Raw genomic sequence first — 11,198 nt, forward strand, 5'->3', positions numbered from 1 at the left:
GGGCGGTGATCCACACCCGGGACTTCGCATGCCGCAGGCCGTTGTCCAGCAGGGGTGACAGCAGCGACACGGCGACGTCGGCCGCCACTGCGACCTCGACCTTCGCGGGGAAAGCGACCTCGACCGCGCGGCCGGCGATCGCCTGCCGTGCGGCGGAGCGCAGGTCGCACCGGGTTCCCTTGTCCGTTCGTGCGCGCGCGGCGCGCAGAAGCGTCGTGATCGCCGTATCGAGGCGGTCGACCTCGCTCAGCACCGCCTCCGACGGCACCGGCTCGCCGGACAGCTGCGCCAGCTGGGCCTCGGCCCGCAGGACCGTGAGTGGCGTCCGCAGTTCGTGGGCGATCTCGTCGGTGAGCCGGCGCTCGTCCGCCAGTGCGGTCTCGACGCGCTCCAGGAGGTGGTCCAGGGTCTGCCCCAGTTCCCCGAACTCGTCGCGGGGGACGCCGAGATTGAAGCGGCGCCCGGGTTCGTGCTGGCCCCAGTCGTCGGCGAGGGCGGCCATCTCATGCACGACCCGCAGCGCGCGGCGCACCACGAGGTGTGCGACACCGCCGGCGAGGAGGACCGTGAGGCCACCCAGTATCAGGGACAAGGTCAGGCTGCGCTGCTCGGATGTCTCGTAGGGCGTGAGGTCCACCCGGACGATCACCATGACGTGGTGGCCGTGGATCGGGACCTGCCGCGCGTACAGGAGGTAGTCGCCGACCGACGTGGTCTGCGGTCGCCTCGAGTCCGCCAGCTCCTCGACGCGATCGACCAGGCTCGGCGGGACGTTTCCGTCGATCAGTCGGCCGTCGGCATACACCCAGGCGACCTCGTCCAGCGCCTCGCTGCCGTTCTCCGTGAGCACGACACGGCCGCCTTTGACGGTGACGTTCGCCGCGACCGCCTCGGCGCGAGTACGTGCCAGATCGTGCGCGTCGGCGTCCGTCACCCGGCTCAGCAGCACGTGCGAGACGACGACCAGGATCGCGACCACGGCGGTGGCGATCAGCACAGTGAGTGCGACGACCCGCTTACGGAATCCCGTCACTGCCATCGGTAGCCCACGCCGCGGACGGTCGCCAGCCGCTCGGCCACACCCAGCGGACCGAGCTTGGCCCGCAGCCGGCGTACATAAGAGTCGAGGGTGTTGTCGCTGACCTGCGCCCCATGCGGCCAGCCGGCAGCGACGAGGGCGTGGCGGCGTACCGCGTCGCCCTGCGAGGCGATCAGGCGGCCCAGCAGCCGGAACTCGGTGGGGGTGAGGCTCATGCTCACCGAATCGTAGGTCACCACGTGCTTCGCCGGATCGAGGACGACCTCGCCCGGAGCGGGCGCCACGGTGGCCCGGCGCAGCAGCGCCCGGACGCGGACCAGCAGTTCCGGGATGTCGAAGGGTTTGGTCATGTAGTCGTCGGCGCCGGCCTCGAAGCCGCCCACCTTGTGATGCAGCCCGTCCAGGGCGGTGAGCATCAACACCGGCGCGTCGACGCCGCAAGCCCGCAGGGCCAGGCAGACGTCGCGGCCGTCGGCGTCCGGGAGCCCGAGATCCAGGACGACCAGATGCGGCACCGGTGCGAGCTGCCGCAGCAGGCTGTCGGCCGTGGCGGCGACGGAGACGGTGTGGCCGTCGTGCTCCAGGGCGCGCTTGAGGACGCCGCGGACCGCCGCGTCGTCTTCACACACCATGATGAAAGCCACGTGCTGACCCTAGATACTCCCGTCCAAGTTCTCCATCTGCCCTGGTCAGCCGCCTGACGGTGGGGAGCAGGCCGCTGTTGACCGCCTCACGTGCGGGCCGGCCCGCGTCGAACCATACGGTCGCAGCCATCGACGCGTGTCGCATCCCGGGCACATGCTGCGACAGCTTGCGCGCACCGGTGTCCTGCGGCCCCCGGCGTCGGGCCGGGGACCGTTCTAGGCGATGGAACGCAACACCGTGGGAGGCCGGGCCCGTACGACTCGGTTGGCGGCTGTCTTCTGGAGCAGGCCGTAGGCGAGGACCCGGAGCAGTAGATGTGGTTTGTCCGGGTGCACAGCGGTGATCAGTACGGCGCTGGCGCTGCTGTTCTTCATGCCGCAGGCGAGGGTGAGCGCGCAGGGCAGCACCACGCCGTCCCACAGCAGAAGGGCCAGTCGGCCGCGATTCGATCGATCGGCAGCAACGTGCCGTCCAGGATCGAATGCCTTGGTGGAGGCGGTGCAGCCCGCGGGCCGCAGGTCCGAAGCCAGCGCGGCGAGGACCGCACCCGCAGCGCCCGCCTCAACCGCTGAACACTTCGCGAAGAACCCGCGCAGGCGGCCGCGAGCCGGCAGGTCGGCAGGTCGGCAACGACGAAAGGCGGATCAGGGTGCCGGCTCAGACGTGCCTCGCGCCTGGTCGCGGCTGGCGACCACCAGGTATCCATCGCTCTCGGGGTCGAAGGTGGTGGACTGCACCGTGAGCCCGACACTCCGCAACTGGGCCACGAGATCCTCGTACCGGTAGGGCCAGATGGACAACCGCTCCGAGCAAGCCCGCACTGCCCCCTCCGGCTCGATCTGGGCGACCACGATCTCAAGGAAGTGTTCCTACGGACCATGTTCGATGGGTGGTGCGCTGTGACGCTCAACTCGACGTCATGGTGCTTCGCTACCTTTGCGGCGCCACCGACGAACAGGCCTCCCATCTCCTCGGTGTGCCGCTGGCCGCCGTACGGTCCGACGAGCGTCACGCCTACCGCTTCCTGAAGAGCGCCGTCACCCTGCCGCCCGAGACCGAAGGAACCGCCAGGCCTGACGGTGCAGCAGGTCGTCCGTGCGTCTCGCTCCCGGCCCCGCGCAGGGCGCTGATCCGGCCAGCGGTGCGGACCGGTTGGCCCGTCGCGGGAGCGGGCAGGGTGCGGCGCAGCGCGGGGGCTCGCGGAGGTATCCGACGGCGACGGCGGTCGCCGCCCCGGCGCCCGCCTGCGGAGGCCATTCGGATGCCTGACGTGCGGCGTGGGCGCGCGTGGGTCAGGCGGCGGTGCGAGCGTGGAAGCTGGCCAAGGCGCCTTCGCTGGACCGATCTATGCGGCGGCTGCCTGACCGGCGCCGGTGCCTTGATCGCCACGCTGGCCCCCGTCTTCCGCCGGCATGCGATTCCGGGGGACTGGCCCGCTTCCCGTCCGACGTCCCCGTCCTCGCGGCGCCGCTGGCCGAGTCTCGAGGCGGGCCGGTCGCTCGATGGAGTCGCTGGGCCAGCCAGCGGCGTCCGCCTGGCCGGCTTTGACCGGCCGGACAGCAGTGTGGGGGCAGTGTTCGGGGCGGCACGCGTTATCGAGCGAGTGTGACGGTGACCGGCACGTTGGGGCTCCGGACGCAAGCTCGGCCCGATCGCGGACAGCGTGGGCAGCTCCCACCTGGCCTGGCTGGAGCCAACGCGATGCCGCTACATCGCCAGCGGCCGGTCCATGCTGAGGCTCCTCAACAGCGGTTCGGCGGCCGTCTGTTGAGAGGTCCCTTTGACGTGGCTTCCGGAAGGCAGCTCGTGACCACGGGCCGTCGGCGGATCCTCCGCCTGGCGTGGCACTGGCCCTGGTCCAGCCACATCACCACCGCCTCGACCGGCTCGCATTCCTGCCGAACCCGGGATTACCAGCGGATTCCCTGTCCCTACGACAGCAGCTCAACACCCGGAGCAGTGGAACCCGGAGCCACCCCGAGTTGCGGCGCTTGCTGAGCCGTACGCAGTCTTCGAGTTTCACCATCGCAGGTCTTTTCATCGCCGAATCATTGCGACAACCTCAGGATCTCCTCAATTGCAAGGGTAGTCGCTTGACCGGTCGACAAACCATGGGTGAGTGTTCTGCTCATGTCAGCTCCCACGGGGGGGGAGGGGACAGCGAAGGGATGAACGTGCATCTCGATGTGAAGCGTGCTGCGGCAACGACCACTGCGGCACTGCTCGTTGTGCTGGGCCTGGGGAGCGGTATTGCATCCGCTGACGACACACCGGCAGACACCAGCGTGATGATCAACACGGAACCGCCGCAGACAACTGAACCGACCGACACAGACGTTGCGGACGTTCCTGCGGACCAGGCCGACGTCCAGCCCGACATCCCGGGCAGCGGCGACAGCGGTTCCGGCAACCACCCCGGCGGCCAGATCTGTGACCGTGTCAACGTCTACACGCCGACCGCCAAGGGGAAGGATTACCACGTGGGCGTCGGTGCCCCCAATGCCAACCACAACGGAACCAACCACACAGCCAAGTCGTCGTTCACCGCAGAAGCGTCTGGCACCGTGGGCATCTCCGTCAGCGGGGGCCTCACCATCAGCGTCAATGCGATGATCGGCAAGATCGAGCAGAAGTACAACGTAGACCTGTCCGCCTCGCTGACCGCCAAGCTGGGCAACAACATCCAGGTTGACACCCCCGCCCACAAGACAACACACGCCTCCTACGGCGTCTACCGTCTGCGCAACCAGGGCACGAGCTACGTCATCTACAGCAACTGCCAGACCTCGGCAAAGAAGACCGTCACCAGCTACACCCCTCACTACGTCGGCTGGTACATCTGGGAGACGAACTGATGACACACGCTGGCGCGCCAGTCCGCGGGGTCATCTGCGCACTTGCCGCCGTCCTGTCCGTGGCTGGCTGCAGCTCCCACGGGAACAGCACCGCGGCGCAAAGCCATTCAAGCCCTGCTGCCAGCGCATCAACCAGCACAGCGGTGCCCAGCACAACTGCTGATCCACACGGACCGTCGGTCGCGACCGCACCGAAGCTCGCCTCCGATGGCATCACTCCGCTGACCACCGGAGCCAGGATCACAGGAAGCGCCACTTACCCCATCCCGGGTGGAATCAGTGCAGGAAAAACCCTGGCAATCGCAATCAACTGCCAGGGGGCGGGGCGACTTCACGTACAGGTGAAGCCGACAGGCATCTCCTTTCCCCTTGTGTGCGAAGAGGGCAAGGTTTCCCCAACCATGAACGAGGTTCACATGAGCAAGGACCGCGCCACGGCCGCGTTGCAGGTCACGGCCGAGCCGAAGGTCAGATGGTCGTTCGCGGTCGGCTGGGATCATAGCCCGCCCCAACAGCAGTAGTCCTTTGGTGAGGGTGGCCCCGCATCAGGCGGGGCCACCGTCGGCTCCGTTTTTCTGGCCCCTGTACGCGGGCACCGTCATCCCGATCGACCAGTGGCGGTCCCGGATGGGGCTGAACGCCTGGGTCTAGTGTGATGCCCCACACGGCGGTCGATGCCCAGCCAACGATCCGGACACGGCCCAGAAACCCAATCCGCCTCAACCTCATGCCCCCTGCGCCCGGGCCGCTACCACCTGCTGCTGTCGTCCGGCGGCCGGCCGGTCCAGCACTGATGGCAGGCGAGCCGTCACCACGATGGGCATCTCCGTGCCCACGGGCTGTGCAGTAGCGATCACTCCTGACCGCGTCGACCTTGCAGCGGACAACATTGGCTGGCGGGGGATGTAACCCGAGCCAAGCGGCTTGAGCTTGGGCACTCCGGTCTCCGGATCGATGAACAGCTCGTCGTTGTCCGGGTACTTCCTCTCGGACGCGCCGCTGCGCGGCAGGGTGGCGGCCGCGACCAACAAGGTTGCGGCCACCGTGGCGGCCGTCGTGCGGAATTTTCGGTTCACAATGGTCGCACGTACGGGATCTTGATGCTGCACCTGCGCCTCATCCGCGACTACGAGAACCGCCCCGTCCGCCTTCGCCGCCGCCTCCGTCAGCCGTCGGCGCAGCTGGGCCACCAGAGCGCGCCCGTCGAACGGCCGGTCAGCGCGGCACCGTGACGCGCAACGACCCGGTGGAGCAGGAGAAGGACGTGAAGTTCACCTCTCTGCTCGCCAACCTGCTGATCTTCCACAACACCATGGACATCACGGATGCAGGTCGAGGGTAAGTAGTCGACCCGCTGGACCTGGCCCGGATCTCGCCGTACCTGACGGAGCACGTCTACCGGTTCGGGGTCTACTCGACCCACGAGATGGGCCTCGCCCCGGAGGACTACGACACCCGCCTCCATGTCGATTTCAGAGCGCCTGGTCGGAGGCCAGTCACGTCCTTCATGGACCGCAGGATGCCCTCGGCCGAGCAGTAAGCCGACGGACAACACCATTGACAGCTGTCCCCCTCTGACGCCGGCACTGATCTTCAGTAGGAGCGCGCTCCAGGAGCCGCCAGCTGCGGGGCTCACTCCTGCTCTCGTGGAGGTCCAGCTCCGGTCGGGTGGCTCAGTACCCTTTGACGAATTCGATGACGTACCACTTGTTCTTGCCAGCGTTGTACAGGGCGGTAAGGAAGTCGCGTTTTGGTGCCGCCTGTGGTGAGGGTGACGGAGGAGATGGTGGTGCCCAGGGCGAACACCGGGTTGAGGGTCAGCGTCCTGCTTCCGGTGGCGTCCTGGATGAGTTCCCACATGGCGCGTTGTCCGTCGGTGGGGTTGGTGGGTGCGCCGGGGGTGCGGTTGCCTGCGAGGGTGACGCGGAAGAGGTTGCCGAGTGCGGCGTTGGTGGCGATGGTGGACGCGTCGGTAAACGTGATCGGGGCGGGGGCCACCTTGGAGTCGACGTAGGTCTTGCGCGTCAGTGCTGGGTCGGGGTGGGTGGGAGGGTCGTGGACACGTTGCCCTCGTAGTAGGCGTCACCGGCTCCGTAGACGAACCCGGCGGCTACGGTGCCGCCGGAGGTGTCGTTGGTGATATTGGTGCAGCCGGCCAGGGACAGCGGTTTGCCGTTGCTGAAGTCGCCGAGGGTGGCCGAGCAGCCGGAGTCGACGACGATCGAGTGGGTGGCCGAGACGGCCGGGCTGTTCTCGGCGAAGCCGAAGATGCTGACCGCGCGAGCGTTGCCGGTGGCCCAGACACTCGAGTTGGGGCTGTTGTAGGTGAAGCAGTTCCCCGGTTCACGTTGGATTCTGTGCCGCAGCCGCTGAAGCTGATGGCCTGGTTTCCGGTGCCGGTGACCTCGTAGCCGATGCCGCGGTGGTCGGCGGCGCAGCCGGTGAAGGAGCAGTAGGCCATGGTGTCGATGTGGAAGCCCGCGTTGGTGATGGTGTCGGCGTAGCGGGACTGGAAGGTGCAGCTGGTGCCTCGCACGAGGTGCGGCCGGCGCGCTGCATGTCCGGCGGCGCGGTGCGCGGACAGACTGCCTTGCGGTTCGCGTCTTCCTGCTTCTTGTTGATCATCCAGCGCAGTGGCTTGCCGCCGTGCGGGTCACCGTAGTGGCCGCCAGGCGAAGCTTTTGCGGTAGGGCCAGGCAGTCAGAGGGGCCGCAGCCGCTTAGAGCTTGCCGGGACGTAACCGGTCCTCTCGTGATTGCACGGCGCCGCCTTCCCTTCCGTCAGCAGTCGCCCAAGAGCATTCCACGCTACGCAGGTGGGCTCCATAGGGTTTCGGCTTACCTTCGCTGGCCGCATGTAAGCCTCCCACGGCGCGAGGAGGATGTCCCGCGCCCCGGACGGCGTGCCGGGACACGGGACACCCGTGCCTGGCGGCGAGTGTAACGATGCTCAGGCGATCACGTAGAAGGGGTCGCCGTCCATGACGTGCATCTTGCCGCGCCAGGCGGTGATGGTGCTTGGACGAGGTGACTGCGGTGAAGGCGGACACAAACACGGCTACCTGATCGGTTTCGACGACGCGGCCTGACGGTTGGTGGCAGTGAAGAAGTGGCTATCGCTCCAGAGGAACCCTCGCGGAGACGAACGCATCTCCCTGTCCGGGAGGCAGGAGCGGTGGCACCCGGCCTCCGCAAGGGTCGCTTCCCCAGGGGGAGTCCTCGTGGCACGGCGGACAGCGGCTGTCTCCGCTATCAGCCTGACGCTGATGACGGCCGCTGTGGCGTGCGGGCCGGCGCATCAGGACGCCGGGAAGCCAGGCACCGGGCCGTCGTCCCAGGCGACGACGGCGAACCCCGGTCGGGGACGGACCAGTGCGTCCCCCACGGCGTCGGCGGGAGCCGCATGCGGGACCGCGCAGCTGCGATGGAAGCTGATACTCCTCGCCGACAAGCCGGGCAAGGTGCCGACGGCTCTGCTGAGCGTGACCAACACCAGTCCGGCGCCCTGCGCATTCGATGGCTATCCGAAGATGCATGCGTACGCTGGCAAAGGCCCTGCCGTCTGGTCGGAGCCGAAGGCCAAGGCGCCGGTCCGGCTGTTGTTGAACCATGGCAAAACAGTGAACTTCCCGCTCTTCTACCCGGCGTTTCCTTCCGCAGATGGTTCCTGCGCCATCCCGGTCGACGACGCTCCGCGCATCGAGGTGCTGCCACCGCACCCCGCGTCTGCCGACTATGGCGCGTCGCTACAGATCACCGACCCGCACGGTCGGCATGTGACCCCGGTGTTCTGCGACACCATTCACATGGGCGCACCCCGTCCGCAGTAGACGGCAATAAAAGCAGTACGTACATTCGACTGCTGTGCGATCATGATGGCACCGGTGACCGCTGACCATGGTCTGCCGGGTGCCGTCTCACGGGGCGGCGGGGGGGGAATGCATCGGGGGGTGCGCTGTGCGCTGGACTGGATCATGGGGACTTCCCTGCCTATCCACAGGTGAGGGCCCGCGCATCGAACGGCCCCAGTCGGGCCGTCTGCCAAGCCTGTCATCTGTCATGACGCCCGGTATGCCCGAGCGGTGACCACGATCAGCCGCCGTGGCTGAGACGCCTTCACCCCGCTCCGTACCAAGGAACTGGGCTTCCTGTCGGAAAGACCCGGGCGTGCCCTCCGTGCCGGCCGTCCATTCTCTGCGTGGGCCGGACTCATCGAGCTCTTCGGCCTGTATCACCTGGAGCAAATTAAGTTGTATAATACACGAATAAGCCTGGGGGGTGCGTTCGCGTTGTGCGCCGCACTTCTTCTGGGCAACGCCGCCGCGGCCAGAGCCGCCACGCCCGCCCCGGCCCCCACCAGACAGGTGACGGTCACGCCGGACCGCACCGACCACACGACCGCCGTCGCGAGCCCGTCGGTGTCCGTCACGTCCTCGTCGGCCAACAGCGGCAGTTGGACGGTTCAGGACGCCATCCGGTTCTGGACGCCCCAGCGCATGGCCTCGGCCACCGACCCCTCAGGCCGCATCGCGCAGCCGAAGGGCTGGACGGCACCGCACAAGAAGCGGTCCCTGACCGCCATCGACGGTGAGCATTTCGGGGGCATCAAATCCGTTGGCACGCTGTTCAACCAGAGCTACGACATGAAGGCCCACAGTTGCACCGCCAGCGTGGTGAGCAGCGGAGGGCACAACCTCATCCTCACCGCCGGTCACTGCCTCGGTGCCAAGGCCGCGTTTGTGCCCAAGTACGACCACACCAAGACGGCGGGCGACCAGCCGTACGGCATCTGGCCGGTCAAGGAGTGGTTCCGTGACTCGCAGTACGCCGCGGACCGGAGCGCCAACTCGGACCTGGACTTCGCCTTCGCGAGCCTGAAGGAGAGCGGCGGGCGCAACATCCAGGACGTCGTGGGTGCCAACACCCTCGCCCGGACACCGGGGTTCGTCAATCAGGTGACCGTGATCGGCTACCCCATGGTCAAGTACGACTCGCAGGACAGCGCGTTCCACTGCCCGAATGCCTGGACGCAGCCCCTGCCCGCCTACAACCAGATGCAGATCGACTGCGCCGGCATGTGGGGAGGGGTCTCCGGCGGACCGTGGTTCTCCAAGTTCGACGCCTCCGGCGACACCGGCGAGATCATCGGCAACGTGGGCGGCTTCCTGGAGGGTGGTCCCGATGTGAAGGCCGACAATCCGCTGTACAACCGGATCACCTACAGCCCGCTGCACGGCGACCGCTTCTTCCAGGACTACGACGACGCCCGGCAGGGCCTGCACACCGACCACGGCCCCTACCACCAGCCGCCCCTGCCTTACTCCATGGGCAGCGGCACGACGTGGCAGAACGCCAAGCTGATGCCCGCCGGCGACTTCAACGGCTCCGGACACAGCGACCTGATCGTGGTGTGGACCGACGGCGAGGTCACCCTCTACACCAACGACGGCAACGGCCACTTCATCACCGAACGCCAGATGGTGGCCCCCAACACGACCTGGACCCACGCCGAGACGATCACTGCGGGCGACTTCACCGGATCGAACCAATTCGACCTCATGGTCCGCTGGTCCGACGGCGAGGTCACCGTCTACGGCGACGTCGGCACCAACGGCCTCAACGTGCCCGGCACCCAGTTGGCAGCCCCCCACACCATCTGGGAGCACGCGACCCAGATCGCCGCAGGCCGCTTCAGCGCCTCGACCTATGTCACGGACCTGATGGTGCGCTGGTCCGACGGCGAACTCACCCTCTACAGCAACGTGGGCGCCGGAGGCTTCGGGCAGGAACACAAGCTCAAGGACCCCAACTCCACCTGGACCAACGCCACCCTGCTGACCGCCGGCGAGTACTCCGGCAACCAAGAATGGGACCTGATGGTGCAGTGGTCGGACGGCGAACTCGACAACTACGTCGGGACCACCACCGCCGCCCTCGGCACCGAGGCACGCATCCAGAACTCCAACAGCCTGTGGACCCACAACACAGTCATGACGACCGGCGACTTCACCCATAACCACCGCACCGACGACCTCGTCATCCGCTGGTCCGACGGTGAGACCACGCTGTACGCCGACACCGGCGTGAGCACCCTGGGCACTGAGCACAACCTGGTTCCGCACGCCTGAGAAACCGATTCCGGCACCCGGATACGGAACGGAACGGCCAGGCAATGCGCCTGGCCGTTCCCCCTCGTCGCCCACCACGCCGGAGCACCGCCGCATAGTCGGCGGACTGCCACACCGGGGGCGTGTCCGAAGTGACACGTAATTCGAACAAGTGATCTGATACGAGTATGGACCTGACCGACTTCCCCGACGACCTGGTGCAGACGCAAACAGCCTGGAACGACACCTACCAAGCGCTCGCCGCACCCCGCCCCCGCAACACCACCGCCCTGCGCCGCCGCCTGCTGCTCCTGTCCGTCCGGCTGGGTGGCACCCCTACTGGGAGACGTCCCCTCGGTGCCGGCGGCACGGTCCGCGCTGCGCCACCTCACCCGCGCCAACGGAGCCGCCCGGGCCGCGTGACCCGTCGCTCCGGTCGACCGGGAGCACGAGGTTGCGCCAAGAGTTGCGCTAGGTGTACTCGGCCGGGAGGTTGGTGACACGCCCGCTACCGGTTGTTGATCATGAAGGGACCTCCGGGCGTAGTGGAGAT

Annotated in this window: 10 protein-coding genes and 3 pseudogenes; 7 read left to right on the top strand and 6 right to left on the bottom strand. The window is 67.5% G+C overall.

Annotation, left to right across the window (positions count from 1 at the left end):
• The 4 genes and pseudogenes from IE249_RS33790 to IE249_RS39420 form a co-directional block, all read right to left on the bottom strand.
• Nucleotides 1-1,039 (bottom strand): histidine kinase dimerization/phospho-acceptor domain-containing protein (locus IE249_RS33790; protein ID WP_229859887.1); only part of this gene is annotated, 1,039 nt, incomplete at its 3' end.
• Nucleotides 1,030-1,683 carry a response regulator transcription factor gene (locus IE249_RS33795; RefSeq protein ID WP_189711059.1) on the bottom strand — a complete coding sequence of 218 codons (654 nt, stop codon included), beginning with the start codon at nt 1,681-1,683 and terminating at the stop codon, nt 1,030-1,032. The genes IE249_RS33795 and IE249_RS33790, both read right to left, overlap by 10 nt.
• A 216-nt stretch (nt 1,684-1,899) precedes the next feature.
• A pseudogene (locus IE249_RS33800) lies at nt 1,900-2,079 on the bottom strand (bile acid:sodium symporter family protein); the annotation flags it as partial.
• Nucleotides 2,080-2,328: 249 nt separating this feature from the next.
• Nucleotides 2,329-2,553: pseudogene (locus IE249_RS39420) on the bottom strand (SAM-dependent methyltransferase); the annotation flags it as partial.
• A gap of 892 nt (nt 2,554-3,445) precedes the next feature.
• Here IE249_RS39420 and IE249_RS40230 point away from each other — a divergent pair.
• The 3 genes and pseudogenes from IE249_RS40230 to IE249_RS33810 all read left to right on the top strand — a co-directional run.
• Nucleotides 3,446-3,594 (top strand): annotated as a pseudogene (locus IE249_RS40230) (IS1380 family transposase); the annotation flags it as partial.
• A gap of 258 nt (nt 3,595-3,852) precedes the next feature.
• Nucleotides 3,853-4,539, top strand: a complete 687-nt coding sequence (locus IE249_RS33805; protein ID WP_189711077.1) for a hypothetical protein — start codon at nt 3,853-3,855, stop codon at nt 4,537-4,539.
• 143 nt (nt 4,540-4,682) lie between these two features.
• The gene (locus tag IE249_RS33810) at nt 4,683-5,060 is read left to right on the top strand and encodes a hypothetical protein (protein WP_189711061.1); all 378 of its coding nucleotides are present in this window, start codon (nt 4,683-4,685) and stop codon (nt 5,058-5,060) included.
• A 204-nt stretch (nt 5,061-5,264) separates the two neighbouring features.
• Here the strand turns inward: IE249_RS33810 and IE249_RS33815 are convergent, their stop codons facing one another.
• Together IE249_RS33815 and IE249_RS33820 are read right to left on the bottom strand one after the other, a co-directional pair.
• Complete coding sequence (locus IE249_RS33815) at nt 5,265-5,729, bottom strand: hypothetical protein (RefSeq protein ID WP_189711063.1); 465 nt, start codon at nt 5,727-5,729, stop codon at nt 5,265-5,267.
• Nucleotides 5,730-6,171: 442 nt separating this feature from the next.
• Entirely contained in the window at nt 6,172-6,537 is a 366-nt protein-coding gene (locus IE249_RS33820; RefSeq protein ID WP_189711065.1) for a hypothetical protein, read from the bottom strand.
• Between the two features lie 171 nt (nt 6,538-6,708).
• On the opposite strand from IE249_RS33820, the gene IE249_RS33825 reads away from it, so the two are divergent.
• The 4 genes from IE249_RS33825 to IE249_RS40385 all read left to right on the top strand — a co-directional run bounded on the left by IE249_RS33825 (nt 6,709) and on the right by IE249_RS40385 (nt 11,145).
• Complete coding sequence (locus IE249_RS33825; RefSeq protein ID WP_189711067.1) at nt 6,709-6,864, top strand: hypothetical protein; 156 nt, start codon at nt 6,709-6,711, stop codon at nt 6,862-6,864.
• A 940-nt stretch (nt 6,865-7,804) separates the two neighbouring features.
• Nucleotides 7,805-8,368: a DUF4232 domain-containing protein gene (locus IE249_RS33830; RefSeq protein WP_189711069.1), complete on the top strand. Its 564-nt coding sequence runs from the start codon at nt 7,805-7,807 to the stop codon at nt 8,366-8,368.
• A 534-nt stretch (nt 8,369-8,902) separates the two neighbouring features.
• Nucleotides 8,903-10,666, top strand: coding sequence for a trypsin-like serine peptidase (locus tag IE249_RS33835; RefSeq protein ID WP_229859889.1), 1,764 nt, complete (start codon nt 8,903-8,905; stop codon nt 10,664-10,666).
• Between the two features lie 167 nt (nt 10,667-10,833).
• Complete coding sequence (locus IE249_RS40385; RefSeq protein WP_506367960.1) at nt 10,834-11,145, top strand: DUF8825 domain-containing protein; 312 nt, start codon at nt 10,834-10,836, stop codon at nt 11,143-11,145.
• The last annotated feature ends 53 nt before the right edge of the window (nt 11,146-11,198 follow it).

The sequence above is a fragment of the Streptomyces anandii JCM 4720 genome (assembly GCF_014650655.1).
Classification (GTDB): Bacteria; Actinomycetota; Actinomycetes; order Streptomycetales; family Streptomycetaceae; genus Streptomyces; species Streptomyces anandii.

Coding starts and splice junctions, on each gene's coding strand:
- IE249_RS33805 (WP_189711077.1), top strand. CDS start 3,853: ATGAACGTGCATCTCGATGTGAAGCGTGCTGCGGCAACGACCACTGCG.
- IE249_RS33830 (WP_189711069.1), top strand. CDS start 7,805: ATGACGGCCGCTGTGGCGTGCGGGCCGGCGCATCAGGACGCCGGGAAG.
- IE249_RS40385 (WP_506367960.1), top strand. CDS start 10,834: ATGGACCTGACCGACTTCCCCGACGACCTGGTGCAGACGCAAACAGCC.